At 69.9% G+C, this 16,138-nt stretch carries 14 protein-coding genes; 3 read left to right on the top strand and 11 right to left on the bottom strand.

Translation table 11 applies throughout. The features are described 5' to 3' along the window. Positions 1-189: 189 nt before the first annotated feature. The 3 genes from AC6CCG_RS13565 to AC6CCG_RS13555 form a co-directional block, all read right to left on the bottom strand. The gene (locus AC6CCG_RS13565; protein ID WP_496655071.1) at positions 190-1,080 is read right to left on the bottom strand and encodes a hypothetical protein; all 891 of its coding nucleotides are present in this window, start codon (positions 1,078-1,080) and stop codon (positions 190-192) included. Positions 1,081-1,237: 157 nt separating this feature from the next. Next, a complete protein-coding gene (locus tag AC6CCG_RS13560; protein ID WP_496655070.1) occupies positions 1,238-1,885 on the bottom strand; it encodes a response regulator transcription factor in 648 nt (215 codons plus the stop codon). A gap of 7 nt (positions 1,886-1,892) precedes the next feature. After that, positions 1,893-3,899 (bottom strand): sensor histidine kinase, encoded by a 2,007-nt coding sequence (locus AC6CCG_RS13555; protein ID WP_496655069.1) that lies wholly within the window; start codon positions 3,897-3,899, stop codon positions 1,893-1,895. Positions 3,900-4,069: 170 nt separating this feature from the next. Between AC6CCG_RS13555 and AC6CCG_RS13550 the strand changes: the two genes are divergently transcribed. The 3 genes from AC6CCG_RS13550 to AC6CCG_RS13540 are packed head-to-tail and all read left to right on the top strand — an operon-like array spanning position 4,070 to position 6,500. After that, entirely contained in the window at positions 4,070-4,429 is a 360-nt protein-coding gene (locus AC6CCG_RS13550; protein ID WP_496655068.1) for a hypothetical protein, read from the top strand. Further along, positions 4,426-5,124, top strand: a complete 699-nt coding sequence (locus tag AC6CCG_RS13545) for a hypothetical protein (protein ID WP_496655067.1) — start codon at positions 4,426-4,428, stop codon at positions 5,122-5,124. Before AC6CCG_RS13550 ends, AC6CCG_RS13545 begins: the two co-directional genes overlap by 4 nt. A gap of 35 nt (positions 5,125-5,159) precedes the next feature. Next, complete coding sequence (locus AC6CCG_RS13540; RefSeq protein WP_496655066.1) at positions 5,160-6,500, top strand: glycosyltransferase; 1,341 nt, start codon at positions 5,160-5,162, stop codon at positions 6,498-6,500. A gap of 311 nt (positions 6,501-6,811) precedes the next feature. On the opposite strand, the gene AC6CCG_RS13535 is transcribed toward AC6CCG_RS13540, so the two are convergent. From AC6CCG_RS13535 to nuoH, 8 genes are read right to left on the bottom strand one after another with little or no spacing between them, the layout of a single operon-like run. After that, positions 6,812-7,786: a polyprenyl synthetase family protein gene (locus tag AC6CCG_RS13535; protein WP_496655065.1), complete on the bottom strand. Its 975-nt coding sequence runs from the start codon at positions 7,784-7,786 to the stop codon at positions 6,812-6,814. Between the two features lie 28 nt (positions 7,787-7,814). After that, complete coding sequence (gene nuoN / locus AC6CCG_RS13530; RefSeq protein WP_496655064.1) at positions 7,815-9,416, bottom strand: NADH-quinone oxidoreductase subunit NuoN; 1,602 nt, start codon at positions 9,414-9,416, stop codon at positions 7,815-7,817. Continuing rightward, on the bottom strand, positions 9,416-10,957 hold the full coding sequence (locus AC6CCG_RS13525) for an NADH-quinone oxidoreductase subunit M (protein ID WP_496655063.1): 1,542 nt from the start codon (positions 10,955-10,957) through the stop codon (positions 9,416-9,418). The genes nuoN and AC6CCG_RS13525 overlap by 1 nt, the downstream gene beginning before the upstream one ends. An 8-nt stretch (positions 10,958-10,965) precedes the next feature. Then, a complete protein-coding gene (gene nuoL / locus AC6CCG_RS13520; RefSeq protein WP_496655062.1) occupies positions 10,966-12,885 on the bottom strand; it encodes an NADH-quinone oxidoreductase subunit L in 1,920 nt (639 codons plus the stop codon). A 16-nt stretch (positions 12,886-12,901) separates the two neighbouring features. Then, entirely contained in the window at positions 12,902-13,201 is a 300-nt protein-coding gene (gene nuoK, locus AC6CCG_RS13515; protein WP_377496891.1) for an NADH-quinone oxidoreductase subunit NuoK, read from the bottom strand. Further along, positions 13,202-14,107 carry an NADH-quinone oxidoreductase subunit J gene (locus AC6CCG_RS13510; protein ID WP_496655061.1) on the bottom strand — a complete coding sequence of 302 codons (906 nt, stop codon included), beginning with the start codon at positions 14,105-14,107 and terminating at the stop codon, positions 13,202-13,204. After that, a complete protein-coding gene (gene nuoI, locus AC6CCG_RS13505) occupies positions 14,104-14,757 on the bottom strand; it encodes an NADH-quinone oxidoreductase subunit NuoI (protein ID WP_496655407.1) in 654 nt (217 codons plus the stop codon). Before nuoI ends, AC6CCG_RS13510 begins: the two co-directional genes overlap by 4 nt. Positions 14,758-14,765: 8 nt before the next feature. Beyond that, positions 14,766-16,136, bottom strand: coding sequence for an NADH-quinone oxidoreductase subunit NuoH (gene nuoH, locus AC6CCG_RS13500; protein WP_496655405.1), 1,371 nt, complete (start codon positions 16,134-16,136; stop codon positions 14,766-14,768). Positions 16,137-16,138 lie beyond the last annotated feature (2 nt).

Genomic DNA, 16,138 nt, shown 5'->3' with positions numbered 1-16,138 from the left:
CTCCAGCACCATCACCGCATTCCGCCGGCTCCGCTACCCGTACCGAGCATTCTGTGGACAACTCCCGGCCCGAGATCACCCTGTGGACGGCGAACTCAGCGCGTGCGGTTGTCGACAAACCCACGTGATTGGGTTCGTACGACGTCGGGTTGTCGACAACCCCGCGCTATCCGGGCTGGAGCGGCCTGGTCAGCAGGGGCGGGTCACGGCGTCGCTCTGGTCGTTGCCGTCGCCCGCGTCGTAGTAGCGGACCGTCACCTCGACGTCCCGGCGGTCGCCGAGGCGTTCCAGGGCCAGGGCGCAGGTGCGGTTGGCGTGGGACGGGCCGTCGGCGGACAGCTGGACCTGGACGAGGTCGCCGAGCACCAGTCGGCGGATCGGGCTCACGCGTTCCACCAGGGCCAGGACGGCTACGGTCTCGGCCGACCGGGTGAAGGCGGCTCGCTGCAGAGTCACCGTCGGGCCCGCGGAATCGCCGGAGTCGCCGGAGTCGCCGGAGTCGCCGGAGTCGCCGGAGTCGCCGGAGTCGCCGGAGATGATCACGCGGTCGGCGTCGAGGGGTTCGCCGGTGGAGAGCTCACCGACCAGGGCCTTCGTGAACGGGATCGGCGGGGCCGACGGGTCGACGGACACCTCGGCCGAGGTTCCGTACGGGTCGATGGCGATCGTCGCCGGTGCGGTCAGCCGGACCATGCCCAGCCGGCGCAGCAGGTTCACCGCGGCAGCGTCGTCGGTCGCCTGATCACCCACATCGGTACGGCTCGCGAGCCGGGCGGACCCCAGCACCAGGATCCAGCCCTCATCGCGGTCCCGGGCGGCGTGCAGCACCTCGAGCGCCTGGTCCGCGGTCGCCTCAGCTCCGAGTTCGATCTCATGGGTGCCGCCGTCGGCGCGCGCCACCCCGGGCATCCCCTCGAACGCGGCCTGGCGGCTCACGATGACGGCCCAGATGATCCCGGCGGTGAGGACGACGGCGAGACAGAGCGCGACGAATCGATGCACCCCGTACCGCGGATTGATCAGCAGGTCCCACACCGTGCGCCGAGGCCTCGGTGCCGCTCCCGCATCGCCTGCATTCATTCAGTTCTCCCGGCTCGCTCTCGGTCCTGCGTCGACCCCCGGGGACGCGATGGCGACCCTACCGGGCGACCGGGCCACGGGAATCGAGACGTCACTTCCGCAGCGACACGCCGCCAGAACACCTGCTTTGGTGACCGGTCGGCGGAAAAGGGAGGCGCTAGAGGCCGGCTTCGCGGGCGCGAAGGATCGCGGTGGCGCGGTCGGCCACCTGGAGCTTCGCGAAGATCGACGACAGGTGGTTGGCGACGGTCTTCGGGGACAGGCCGAAGCGGCGGGCGATCGCCGCATTCGGCAGGGCCTCGGCGAGCAGGCCGAGGATGTCGCGCTCCCGCGGGGTCAGCTCGGGGAACGGATCCGCCGGCGTCGCCGGCGTGGTGAGGAACTTCAGCACCCGCTGTGCGACGCCCGGCGAGAAGATGGCCTCGCCGGCCGCGACCGCCCGGATGGCCCGGGCGAGATCCTCCTGCTCGGCACCCTTGACCACATAGCCGCTGGCTCCCGCCCGCATCGCGGCGAACACGGAGTCGTCGTCGTCGAACATGGTCAAGATCAACACCGCCACGCCGGGCAACGCCCGGACGATCTCCCGGGTCGCGGCGAAGCCGTCCAGCTCCGGCATCCCGAGGTCGAGCAGGGCGACGTCGGGCCGGTGCAGCACGACCTCCTTGATCGCGGCGCGACCGTCGGCGGCGACGCCGACCACCTCGATGTCGGGCATCGAGCCGAGCAGTGCGGACAGTCCGGCCCGGACCACCGGATGATCATCGGCCAGTACCACCCGGATCGGCGTATCCCGTTCTGTCATGGCGTCCTCACGTTCCCAGCGGCAGCCAGGCGCTGACCCGGCCACCGGACGGCGAGGGGCCGGCGACGAAACCACCGCCCAGTTCGGCCGCGCGCTCCTTCATGGCCTGAAGTCCCATTCCCGACTGCCAGGGTGCACCCGACGTTCCGTCGTCGGCAACCGCGACCTCCAGTCGCCGTTCCGCACAGGCGAGCCGGACCAGGACGTTGTCGGCGGACGAGTGGCGGACCGCGTTGGTCAGTGCCTCGGTCGCGATCCGGTACGCGGCCACCTCGACCGCCGCCGGCAACGGAGGCAGCTGGTCCGGCAGGTCCAGCGTGACGCGGACCGGGATCCCGTCCGCTCGCCAGGCCAGTTGCTCGGCCCGCTGCCGGACCGCACCGGTCAGGCCCAGCTCGTCAAGGGCCGGCGGGCGCAGGTCGTCAACGACCCGCCGGACGTCGGCCAGCGCGACCCGGGCGTCGCGGCGCAGGGCATCCAGCAACCCAGTGAGGTCGGCCCGGCCCGTGGCCTGGTTCGCGGCGGCGTCGGCGGTGAAGGCGATCCCGGTCAGCGAAGGCCCGAGCCCGTCGTGCAGCTCGCGGCGGAGCCGGCGACGTTCCTCCTCCCGCGCCTCGACCAGGCGTTCCCGGGAGGCCTGTAGTTCCGCCGAGACCACGGTCGAGTGGACGGCGACGGCCAGCGGCGCGGCGAGCAGTTCGAGGACCCGCCGGTCGGCATCGGCCAGCCGTCGCTCGCCGGGGCGCAACCCGATCGCCAGCCGGCCCACCGTGGCGCCGTCATAGATCAGCGGCAGCTGCACGGGGCGCTCCGGCACAGGGCCGAAGGAGGCGAGTGCGATGTCGTCCTGCTCCACGGCGAGGTACGGCAGCCGCAGGGCCCGGCCGAGCGACTCGGCCACCCCGGTCAGTCCGGCCCGCTCGGTCGCCAGCTGGGCGCCGAACCGGGACCAGACCCGGGCCGGGTCCGCGCGATCGCCGTACATCACCCGATCGATCAGCCGCTGCAGCCGATGCAGCACCGGCGCGGCTGCCAGCACGAGCAGAACCGTCGCGACGGCGGAGCGTCCGAGCTGCTCGGAGATCACCCGATCCAGCAGGAACACCAGTCCCGTGTACGCGACCACGACGGCCAGCGAGAGCAACGCCCAGGCCAGCACCCGGGACACCACGAGCCGGATGTCCAGCAACTGATGGCGTACGACCGCGACGGTGACCGCGATCGGGATCAGCGGAACGCTGAACAGGACGAAGACCGGCGTACCGGCGACGAAGCTCCACGGCAGCAGCGCGCCGACCACGATGATCACCGCGAGCAGCAGCCAGAGCAACTGCCGGCGGGCCACCTCCGTGCCCCGCCGGAACCGCAGCACCAGGGACATCAGTCCGAGCAGGTACGCGATCAGGGTGCGCACCTCGGTGATCAACCAGAGCGGGCCCAGCTCGGCGTGGAACGGCAACGTCAGCATGCCGACCAGCCCGTTCTCGACCGGCGTCGGGTCGGCGCCGAGCTCGAGCGCGAACAGGGGCGCTGTGATCACCACGCCGATGATCACCCAACGCCAGCGCGGACTCAGCGAACGGCCGTCGGGGAAGATCAACAGCGCCACCGGGATGCAGAGCCCGATCGCCCAGGTCCAGCTGTAGCCGAACCCGGTGATCATCCAGCGTTGCAGCTCCACCGAGACGCCGGCCTCGGCCGCGACCAGGACCGACGGAGCCAGTGCCGCGGACATCGTCTGGAGCAGGCCGCCGGCGACGAACAGCCAGCCGATCGGGTTGGCCGTCCGGTGCCAGGCCAGGACCACACCGCAGCCGGCGAACCCGACACCCATCACGGCGTTGGTGAGCACGAAGGCGTCCAGCGCGTCGGCCACCGACCAGCCGAGCCGGACACAGCCGACCGCGGCGGTGATCACCAGCAGCCCGGCCAGCAGGCCCAGCGCCAGCGCGACGAAGCGCGCAGCCGGCGGACGCGGGGCGGACTCGCCCGCGGTCAGGTCCGGCGTCGTCATGCCAACAGTGTGCTCCGCCGGAACTCCCGGTGTCCCGGGAAATCCTCCCGGAACGGCCGGGCGACGTCCCGGTCCGCGGCCCGGTGCTCCGGGGTCATCGGGAAGCCGCCGTCCGCAGGCTGGTTCTCGACCGGAGCGCCACGGCTCCGGCGAGACCCGAGGAGATTGTCATGTCGCTCGCCTTCCGGATCGGACTGATCCTGCTGGCCGTACTGTCGGCCGCCGACCTGGCCGGCCCACTGCTCACCGACGGCCAGACCCCTCCGCTGGAGATCGCGCTGATCGGCTGTGCACTCGGAGTGATCAGCATCGTGTTGATCATCTTCGCCTGGCGCGGCAGCCGGGCCGCCGCGATCGGGCTGGTGGTCGCCCGCGTCGTGTCGGCCCTGACCGCGGTGCCGGCCTTCCTCATCCCCGACGTCCCGCCGGCGCCGATGATCTTGGCCGGTGTGGTGATCACGCTGACGGTGGTCGGCTCCGCCTTGGTCCTGGCCGGTCTGCGCAGGCCTGTCCTGGCCGGTGCCCGATGACCGCGACCCTGCCGCGCGCTGCTGCCGGCGGTTCCATGATCGACAACCACCGTACGGTCGCGACCCGGCGGGTGGCGACGTCGGTGGCGATGCTGCTGGCGCCGTGGGGCTTCGTGATCACGAACACCTGTTACCTGCTGGCCATCCGCGGCGGCGGCAGCGACGAGACCGGTGCCGCGGCGCTGGCCCTGTACGGCGCCCACCCCGACCTGGTCCGCTTCGGATCGATCGCCGGCATGATCGGCTGCCTGCTGCTGGTACCGGCGGTGCTCGGCCTGCTCCGCGCAGCCCGGAACAGTCGGCTGGTCCTGATCGGCGGCGCGCTGATGGTCGCCGGCTACGTCTGCTACTTCTCCGTGCTCAGCAGCGGCTTCCTCACCCTCGCGATGACCGAGCGCGGTGATCATCCGGCCGACTACGCGGCGGTGATCGACGCCGCCCAGGCCGAGTCCGGCTGGGTCTTCCTGATCTTCGTCCTGGGCAACCTCGGCGGCACCGCCGTGCTGGCCGCCGGGCTGCTGGCCAGCCGGGCGGTTCCGGTCTGGGCGGCGCTCGGGATCCTCGCCTGGCCGCCACTGCACGTGATCGGCCTGCTCTTCTTCGGCAACGAGGTGCCGCAGGTGATCGGCGCCGTGCTGCAGGCCGTCGGCTTCGCCGGCTGCGCCGTGACGCTGCTCCGCCGCCCGCCCTCCTGACCGTACGAGAACCCGACCGAGCAAGGGAGAATTCCATGTCCGACCTCACCCCTGGCCCGCACCGCATCCTGTTCGCCACGGTGCCGGTGGAGGGACACGTCCACCCGCTGCTGCCGATCGCGGCCGAACTGACCAGCCGCGGCCACCGGGTCACCTGGCTGACCGGACGCCGGTTCCGCGGGCCCGTCGAAGCGACCGGCGCCTCCTTCGAGCCGCTGGCCTCGGCCCACGATCCCGGCGACGGCGGTCTGGTCGACCGCTTCCCGGAACGGGCCAGGCTGTCCGGTCTGGCCCGGCTGACGTACGACCTCAAGCACGTGTTCATCGACGAGATCCCGCGTCAGTCGGCCGACCTCGAACGCGTGGCCGCCGGCGTCGATGCCCAGGCCCTCGTCGCCGATCTCGGCTTCGTCGGCGCGGCGGCCCACCACCAGCGCACCGGGCTGCCGTGGGCCACCGTCGGGATCACCCTGCTGGTGCTGCCGAGCCGGGACCTGCCGCCGTTCGGGCCGGGGCTGCCACCGCTCCGCGGACCTCTGGACCGCCTCCGGGCGACCGGCATCCTGCTCGCCCAGCGGGCGATGATGCGCGACGTCGACCGCCACCACAACAGGGTCCGGGCATCCCTCGGACTACCTCCGACGAGCGACGGCTTCTTCACCGCCAACCTGTCGACGCAGTTGCTGCTGCAGTCCGGCACGCCGGCCCTGGACTACCCGCGCCCCGATCTGCCGCGGTACGTGCACCACGTCGGCCTGCTCTTCTCGGCCGGTCGGAGCTCCCGGCAGCCGGAGGACTGGTCCGGCCTGGCCGGCGATCGTCCGCTGCTGCTGGTCACCCAGGGCACGGTGGCCGACCAGTCGGAGGAACTGGTGCTGCCCACGCTCCGGGCCCTCGCGGACGAGCCCGTCTTCGTGGTCGCCGTCGCGCGGGACGGCGTCGCCGCCGAGGACGTACCGGCCAATGCGCGGGTGCTGCCCTTCGTGCCGTACGACGAGGTGCTGCCGCAGGCCGCGGCCATGATCACCAACGGCGGGTACGGCGGAGTCCAGGCGGCCCTCGCGCACGGCGTCCCGCTCGCCGTCGCCGGGACCAGTGAGGACAAGCCGGAGGTCGCCGCCCGGGTCGCCTGGTCCGGCGCCGGGATCAACCTGCGCACCGCGACCCCGAGCGAGGACCAGCTCCGCCGGGCCGTCCGCCGGCTGCTCGGCGAACCCGGGTTCCGGACCGGCGCCCGGCGGCTCCAGGCCGACCTCGCGCGCCACAACGGCCCGGTCGAGTCCGCCGACCTCATCGAACGCCTCGCCCGAACCCGCGAACCCGTCCTCCGCTCCGACCCCGTCGGCACTCCCACGTCTCGTCGAGTGGCGAGGTAACGACGCCGATCGGTCCGATCAACATCGACAGGTCGCCACTCGATGGGGTCCCGACGGACTGTCGGTGATGCAGGTCAAGGTGGGCGCATTGAATGGCCGAGGCTGCTCACCCCGCAGAGCGGCTCCTGCTGATCCTGGCCGCGAGATTGTCGCCGCCGTCCATCGGAAGCTCACCGAGCGCGGCCACCGCGGCCCTGAACCCCGCTTCACCCCCGATTGGCGGGCGCACTTCGAATCCCGCACGTTCGAGTGGTGACCTGTCGCCGTGAGTCTCGACGAACCGCGTCGTTCCTCGCCACTCGATCCGGGGATCAGGCAGTACGGGTGACGACGGTGTCGCAGAGTTCGACGAGGGCGTCCTTCGCGGGGCCGGTCGGGAGGGGGTCGAGCAGTGCGCGCGCGGCTTCGGCTCGCTTGCCGACCTGGGCTCGGGCCTCGTCGATCACCGGGTGCCTCCGCAGCTCGGCGAGCACAGCGGCCAGGGCGGCGTCGTCGCGCAGGTCGCCGTCCAGCCGGCTCCGCAGCTCACGGTCGGCCGGGGCGTCGTACCCGCGGAGCAGCAGGGTCGGCAGCGTCGGGATGCCCTCGCGCAGGTCGGTGCCCGGGGTCTTGCCGGTGTCGTCGCTGGTGATGTCGATGATGTCGTCGCTGAGCTGGAAGACCAGGCCGATCTCCTCGCCGAACCGGGCCAGCCGCTGCTGGACGTCCGGTTCCGCGTCGGCGACCATCGCGCCGAACAGGGCGGAGGTGGCGATCAGGGCGCCGGTCTTGCCGGCCAGGACGTCGAGGTAGTGCTGCAACGGGTCGTCGCCCTCGGCCGGCCCGACCGTCTCGGCGATCTGGCCCTGGACCAGCCTGGCGAAGGTCCGGGCCTGCAGGCTGACGTACTCGGGGCCGAGCTCGGCCACCAGGTCCGAGGCGCGGGCGAAGAGGTAGTCGCCGACCAGGATCGCGACCGTGTTGCCCCAGCGGTCGTTGGCACTGGGCGACCCTCGCCGCAGGACGGCCTCGTCCATGACGTCGTCGTGGTAGAGGCTGGCGACGTGGGTCAGCTCCACCACGCTGGCCGCCTTCACGACGGCCTCCGGATCGTGCCGCGGGCCGAACGAGGACGCCAGCACCACGAGCATCGGCCGGAACCGTTTGCCGCCGGCCGCGATCACGTGCTGCGCCGCCTCGGTCACCAGCGCGGTGTCCGCCTCGGCGGCCCGCAGCAGCGACGCCTCGATCTCGTCCAGCCGCTCCTCGACCGTGGTCGCAAAGTCGGCGGTCGGCTCTGCAGTCACGGTCCTCCTCCTGGAACGGGGTTGTGCGCTAGCCCGAGTAGCGCAGGAACTCACCGGCGGTCTGGGCGATGTCCAGGACCGGTCCGGGGAAGATTCCCAGGGCCACAGTAGCGACCACGCCGATACCGACCGCGACCAGTGTCGTCCAGCCCGGCCGGATGACGCTCGGCGCGCCCTCGCCCGGCTCGGCGAAGAACATCAGCACGATCACCCGGACGTAGAAGAACGCGGCGATGACGCTGAGCACGACGGCCGCGACGACCAGCCAGTGCGCGCCGCCGGACCAGGCCGCCGCGAACACCGTCCACTTGCCGATGAAGCCGCCGGTCAGCGGGATCCCGGCGAAGCTGAGCAGGAAGATCGAGAACACCACCGCGGTCAGCGGGGACCGCTTGCCGAGCCCGGCCCAGCTGGCCAGCCCGGTCGACTCGCCGCCGGCGTTGCGGACCATCGTCACGACGGCGAAGGCACCGATCGTCGCGGCGCCGTACGCCACCAGGTAGAACATCACCGACGAGACGCTGGTCAGCCCGCCCTCGGCACCCGTGGTGCCCTGGAAGGCGCCGACGAACGCGGTCATCAGGAAGCCCGCGTGCGCGATCGAGGAGTACGCCAGCATCCGCTTGACGTCGGTCTGGGCGATCGCGAGGATCGCGCCGACGGCCATCGTGGCGACCGCGATCACGGTCATCAGCGGCTGCCAGTCCCAGCGGCTCGCGCCGAGCGCGACGTAGAACACCCGGAGCAGCGCGCCGATCGCGGCGATCTTGGTACAGACGGCCATGAACCCGGTGACCGGGGTCGGTGCGCCGGCGTACACGTCGGGGGTCCAGGAGTGGAACGGTACGGCACCGAACTTGAACAGCAGGCCGACGCCGAGCAGCCCCATCCCGGCCAGCAGCAGCCCCGGGCCCTGCTGGCTGCTCCGCAGTGCCGCATCGATCGCGGCCAGCTCGAAGGAGCCCGCGTAGCCGTACAGCATCGCAACGCCGTAGATGAAGAAGGCCGAGGACAGCGCGCCCAGCAGGAAGTACTTCAGCGCGGCCTCCTGGCTGAGCAGCCGGCGCCGACGGGCCAGGCCACAGAGCAGGTAGAGCGGCAGCGACAGGATCTCCAGGGCGATGAACATGGTGATCAGGTCGTTCGACGCCGGGAACAGCATCATGCCGGTCAGCGCGAACAGGGCCAGCGGGAAGACCTCGGTGTGCTCCACCTTGGCCTCGATCGCCTCCCGCTCGGCCACGGTGCCGGGCACCGTCGCGGCCTGGGCGGCGAACACGCTGGCGCCGTTCTCGATCTTGCGCTCGGCGAAGGTGAGGAACGAGACCGCGCCGAAGATCAACAGCAAAGCCCAGATGAAGTAGACCGGGCCGTCGACGACGACCGAGGTGCCGGCCGTGATGCCGGCGCCGATGACGCCGACGTTGCGCAGCGTCATGAACAGCGCGGCCGCGATCAGGGCGAAGCTGACGATCAGCTGCGCCGACAGCCGGTACGCCCGCGGCACCAGGGCCTCGACCAGGACACCGACACAGCCGCCGACGAAGATCAGCAGCATGGGCATGATCAGCCCATAGTCGATCGCCGGCGGATCGATCTGAAGCACCGCCAAGCCCTGAACGACGCGCATCACCGTTCTCCCTCCGCGCCAAGCATCGGTTGCGGATCAGTCATGCCGGCCTGGCTCATGGTGGCCGCCACGGCCGGTTCGATGGCGTCCAGCAGGGGCTTCGGGAAGAACCCGATGGCCAAGATCAACAGCACCACCGGGGCCAGGGCGAGACGCTCCCGGATCCCGATGTCGGACATCTTCGCCGAGACCTCGTCGGAGATCGGGCCGGTCATCGTCCGCTGGTACGCCAGCAGCATGTAGACCGCGGCCAGCACGATGCCCAGCGTCGCGATGATCGCGAACACCGGATGCCGGCCGAACGTGCCGGCCAGCACCATGAACTCGGAGATGAAGCTGGACAGGCCGGGCAGCGACACCGTCGCCAGCGACCCGAACAGGAACAACGCGGCCATCACCGGCGCCACCTTCTGCACGCCGCCGAAGTCGGCGATCTGCGCCGACCCGCGCCGCTTGATCAGGTAGCCGGCGACCAGGAACAGTGCCGCCGTGCTCAGCCCGTGGTTCAGCATGTAGAGCGTCGAGCCGACCATGCTCTGCGTGGTGAACGCGAAGATGCCGAGCACGATGAAGCCGAAGTGGCTGATCGAGGTGTACGAGATGAACCGCATCAGGTTCTTCGAGGCGACCGCCATGATCGCGCCGTAGATGATCGACAGCACAGCCAGCACGAGCACCACCGGGGTGGCCCAGCGGCTCGCCTCCGGGAACAGCTCCAGGCAGAACCTGATCATGCCGAAGGTGCCCAACTTGTCCATCACGCCGACCATCATCGTGGCGCCGCCCGGCGTCGACTCCTCGGCAGCGTCCGGCAGCCAGGTGTGGAACGGGACCATCGGCGCCTTGATCGCGAAGGCGAACATGAAGCCGCAGAACAGCAGCCGCGCCGTGTTCTCGTCGATGGCCAAGTTGCGCAGGTCGGACAGCAGGTAGCTCGGCGCGCCGTTCTGCGCGGAGACCACCCAGAGCCCGATCACCGCGGCCAGCATGACGAAGCCGCCGAGCAGGCCGTAGATCAGGAACTTGGTGGCCGCCTGCGCCCGCTTGGCGCCGCCGAAGCCGCCGATCATGAAGTACATCGGGATCAGGATGATCTCGAAGAAGATGTAGAAGAGGAACACGTCGGTCGCCGTGAAGAGCAGCAGCGAGACGCCCTCGACGACGAGTACCAGGGCGAAGAACACCCGCGCGTCGTACTTCGGCTGCAGAGCCGCGTCCGCACCCGGGACGGGATCGGCGTCGTTCCAGGCGGCCACGATCACCACCGGGGTGACGACGGCGACCAAGATCACCAGGGTCAGGCCGATGCCGTCCAGGCCGAGCGAGTAGTGCACGCCGAGCGCCCGGATCCACGGCACCTGCTCGACGAACTGCATGCCGCCGGCCGGGTTGAACCGGGTCGCGGCGACGATCCCGACGATCAGGGTCAGCACCGACACCGCGAGCGCGACCTGCTTGGCCGCAGTGCCCTTGATGAAGATCAACGCGACGGCACCGAGCAGCGGCAGCACCGCGAGCGTGGTCAAAATGGGAAACATCATCGCCTCTCTCAGCCCAGCCGGCCGAGGACGAGGACCAGCCCGACCACGGCCGCACCGGCGGTCATGGTCAACGCGTAGGTCCGGACGAAACCGTTCTGCACCAGCCGGAGCCGGGCGCCGAAGCCGCCGATCATCCCGGCCACGCCGTGCACCACTCCGTCGACGCCGCCCCGGTCGGTGGCAGCCACGCCGTCGCTGAGCTTCTGGCCGGGCCGCATGAACACCGCCTCGTTGATGGCGTCGCCGTAGAGATCGTTCCGGGCCGCCAGCGTGAACGGCGACCGGGAGGCCGGCGCGACCTTCGGGATGTCCTTGCGCGGGCCGAACAGCAGGAACGCGATCACCACGCCCACCGCGACCACGCCGATCGTGATCAGGCCGATCGGCGAGAAGTGCAGCAGGCTCGGGTGATGATCACCGTGCGCGACGCCGACAGCCGGGTCGAGCCAGCCGTTGATCCAGTTGTTCAGCGCCAGGCCGCCGACCACCGAGCCGAGGCCGAGGATGATCAACGGGATCGTCATCACCAGCGGCGACTCGTGCGGGTGCACGCCCTTCTCCCAGCGCTTCTTGCCCAGGAAGGTCATCAGCATCAGCCGGGTCATGTAGAACGCCGTCACGCCCGCGCCCACCATGGCCAGCACACCGATGATCTGGTTGTGCTCGAAGGCGGCCTCGATGATGTGGTCCTTGGAGTAGAACCCGGACAGGAACGGGAAGCCGATGATCGCCAGGTAGCCGGCGGCGAAGGTGACGAACGTGATCGGCATCGCGCGGCCGAGCGCCCCGTAATGGCGCATGTTCACGTCGTCGTTCATCCCGTGCATCACCGAGCCGGCGCCGAGGAACATGTTGGCCTTGAAGAAGCCGTGCGTGATCAGGTGGAAGATCGCGAACGCGTAGCCGGCCGGGCCGATGCCCGCGGCCAGCATCATGTAGCCGATCTGCGACATGGTCGAACCGGCCAGCGCCTTCTTGATGTCGTCCTTGGCGCAACCGATCCAGGCCCCGGCCAGCAGCGTGACCGTACCGACGATCACGACGGCCGTGCTGGCCGCCTCCGACTGGGCGAAGATCGCGTGCGAGCGGACCACCAGGTAGACGCCGGCGGTGACCATGGTCGCGGCGTGGATCAGCGCCGACACCGGGGTCGGGCCTTCCATCGCGTCCAGCAACCAGGACTGCAGCGGGACCTGGGCCGACTTGCCGCAGGCGCCGAGCAGCAGCAGGCAGCCGAGCGCCGTGGCGACCCAGGGGGTCAGCGAGGCCGCGCCGTGGTTCACGTCGACGAAGGCCGACGAGCCGAAGGTGAACAGCATGAGCATGATCGCGATCGACATGCCGAGGTCGCCGACCCGGTTGACCACGAACGCCTTCTTGGCCGCGACCGCCGCGCTCGACTTGTGCTGCCAGAACCCGATCAGCAGGTACGAGGCGAGGCCGACACCCTCCCAGCCGACGAACAGCACCAGGTAGTTGTCGGCGAGCACCAGCAGCAGCATTGCCGCGACGAACAGGTTGAGGAACGCGAAGAAGCGACGGCGGCGCTCGTCGTGCGCCATGTAGCCGATCGAGTAGATGTGGATCAGGCTGCCGACGCCGGTGATCAACAGCGTGAACAGGATCGACAGCTGATCGATCTGCAGGCCGACGCCGATGTTCCAGGAGCCGGTCGGGATCCAGTCCCACAGCGGCAGGCCGACGGACCGTTCCGCCTCCTCCCGGCCGAGCAGCTGGACGAACAGCGTCAGGCCGAGGGCGAAGGAGAAGATCGGCGCCAACGTACCGAGGAAATGGCCCCAGGCGTCGCCGAACCGGCCGACCAGCAGCAGGAGCGCGGCGCTCACCAGCGGCACCGCGATCAGCAGCCAGGCGAGGCCGAAGACGCCCTCGGCCGGGACCGGCGTTGGCACTTCGAGCAAGATCATGTCGTCCTAGCCCTTGTCAGAATTTCAGCAGATTGGCGTCGTCGACCGAGGCCGAGCGTCGGGTCCGGAAGATCGTGACGATGATCGCCAGGCCGACCACCACTTCGGCGGCGGCGACGACCATCACGAAGAAAGCGGCGATCTGACCGTCCAGCGCGCCGTACTGGCGGGAGAACGTGACCAGAGCCAGGTTCGTCGCGTTCAACATCAACTCGACGCACATGAACGCCACGATCGCGTTCCGGCGCACCATGAAGCCGACCGCGCCGATCGTGAACAGCAGCGCCGACAGGATGATGTAGAGGTTCGGATCCATCTACTTCCCCTCCTCCTTCTCCGTGCCGGTCGCGGACTCGTCCGTGGCCTGCCCTTCGACAAGCTCAGGGAGCGATTCGATCGCCGGCCGCGGCGGCGGCTTGTAGATGTCCGCCTTGTCGCCGGCGACCTGCTTCAGCGACTCCTCGATCGGCCGGGTCAGGTCGTGCGCGTCGAGCACCGTACCGCGTGCCTTGAGGGTCTCCGAAACCGACTTCTCCGCAACGGAGCCGTCCGGCAGCAGAGCCGGTACGTGCACCGCGTTGTGCCGGGCGAAGACGCCCGGGGTCGGCAGCGGGCCGGGGTGCTCGCCGGTCTCGGCGTAGCGCCGCATCCGCTCGCCGGCCAGGTCGCGCTGCGTCTTCTTCTCCTTCAGCCGCTCCCGGTGCGCCAGCACCATCGCGCCGACCGCGGCGGTGATCAACAGCGCGGCGGTCGCCTCGAAGGCGAACACGTAGTCGTTGAAGATCAGCGCGGCCAGGCCCTGGGCGTTGCCGCCGTGGGTGGTGTTGGCCTGCTCCAGGCCCATCGGGGTGCCGACGATCGCGTTGCCGATCGCGGCGATCAGCAGGATCGCGAAGCCGAGGCCGGCGATCCCGGCCAGCACCCGCTGGCCCTTGATCGTCTCGACCAGCGAGTCCGCGGCGTCGACGCCGACCAGCATCAGGACGAAGAGGAACAGCATCAGGATCGCGCCGGTGTAGACGATGATCTGCACCGCGAACAGGAACGGCGCCTCGAGCGCCGCGTACTGGATCGCCAGCGAGATCATCACCACGGCCAGGCAGAGCGCCGAGTGCACCGGCCGCTTCGCCAGCACCAGGCCCAGCGCGCCGAGCACCATGATCGGCGCCAGCATCCAGAACGCCACCTCGGCGCCCGTCACCAGGGGAACCATGGTGATCATCGGTTCGCCTCCTCGTGGGCCGCGCGCTCCGCCTCGCGCTGGGCTTCCTTCTCGGCCTGCTTGGCTTCCTTCTTCTTCTGCTTCCAGCCGCGGATGCCCTGGTTGATCAACTTCGGCTGGGCGCCGCTGATGTCACCGGCCCGGTCGTCCGGCTTGCCGGTGGCCGGCAGGCCGAGGAAGTACGCCTGCTCGTCATCGCCCAGGCGACGCTCGTGCGGCGGCTGCTCCATGCCCGGCAGCAGCGGGGCCAGCAGGTCCTGCTTCTCGTAGATCAGGGCCTTGCGGTTGTCGTCGGCCAGTTCGAACTCGTTGGTCATGGTCAGCGCCCGGGTCGGGCACGCCTCGATGCAGAGTCCGCACAGGATGCAGCGCAAGTAGTTGATCTGGTAGACGCGGCCGTACCGCTCGCCCGGGGAGAACCGTTCCTCCTCGGTGTTCGAGGCGCCCTCGACGTAGATCGCGTCGGCCGGGCAGGCCCACGCGCACAGCTCACAGCCGACGCACTTCTCCAGCCCGTCCGGCCAGCGGTTCAGCTGATGCCGGCCGTGGAAACGCGGCGCGGTGATCCGCGGCGCCAGCGGGTACTCCTCGGTGAACGTCTTCCGGAACATCGTCCGGAACGTGACGCCGAAGCCCGCGATCGGATCCAGCAGACCCATCAGGACTCAACCCTCTCCTCGGTCGGAGCCGACCGTCTCGGTTGATGATCATCGTCTTGAGTGATCACGCCGGCCAGCTCGGGCAGTCGCTGATCACCCATCGGCGGCACCGGGTAGCCGCCGGCGAAGGCGTCGAACGGCTCGTCCGACACCGGCGCCTCTTCCTCCTGGCCACGGTCCCCGATGAACAGGACCACGATCAGCGCGACCAGGATGACGCCGGCCGCGATCCAGAAGACCTGCGGCGGGAACCAGCCGTCCCGGGTGCCCAGCCGGAAGGCCGAGACCAGGACGATCCAGGCCAGCGAGATCGGGATCAGGAACTTCCAGCCGAAGTGCATGAACTGGTCGTACCGGAGCCGCGGCAGGGTGCCGCGCAGCCAGACGAACAGGAACAGGCAGGCGCAGACCTTGAGGAAGAACCAGAGCAGGCCCCACCAGCCCTGATCGAGCGCGCCGACACCGTCCGGTCCGGGCGCGATCAGGTTGAACGGCAACGGTGCCCGGTAGCCGCCGAGGAACAGCGTGGTGGCCAGCGCCGAGACCGTGATCATGTTCATGTACTCGGCCATGAAGAACATGGCGTAGCGCATCGAGGAGTACTCGGTGGCGAAGCCGGCGACCAGCTCGCCCTCGGCCTCGGGCAGGTCGAACGGCGCCCGGTTGGTCTCGCCGACCATCGAGATCAGGTAGATCGCGAAGGACGGGATCAGAACGACGGCGTACCAGGTCGGCATCGGGATCTCCGCGCCGAAGATCACCGCGGTCCGCGGTACGGCCTGCGCGGCGACGATCTCCGAGGTGGACATCGAACCCGAGTAGAGGAAGACCGCGACCAGGGCCAGGCCCATCGCGACCTCGTAGCTGATCACCTGGGCGCTGGAGCGCAGCCCACCGAGCAGCGGGTACGTCGAGCCGGAGGACCAGCCCGCCAGCACGATGCCGTACACCCCGACCGCGGCGACCGCGACGATGAACAGCACCGACACCGGAAGATCGGCGACCTGCAGCGGCGTCACGATGTCGGTGCCGGGCACCTGGATCGGACCGGCCATCGGGATCACGGCGAACGCGGTGATCGCCGGGATGGCGATCACGAACGGCGCCAGCATGAAGACCAGCTTGTCCGCCGCCTTCGGCGTCAGGTCCTCCTTGAACATCAGCTTCATGCCGTCGGCGAGCGACTGCAGGCTGCCGAACGGGCCGTTCATGGTCGGGCCGTGCCGGTGCTGCATCTTGCCGACGACCTTGCGCTCGTACACGATCGTGAACAGCGTCATCACCAGCAGGACCACGAACGCGAAGACGGCCTTGAGCAGCACCACCCACCACGGGGCGGTGCCGAAGATCGTGAGATCGAGCGGTGTCATGA

This window comes from Microlunatus sp. YIM B11417, from assembly GCF_059617205.1.
This window is presented reverse-complemented; position numbering and strand designations above follow the sequence as displayed.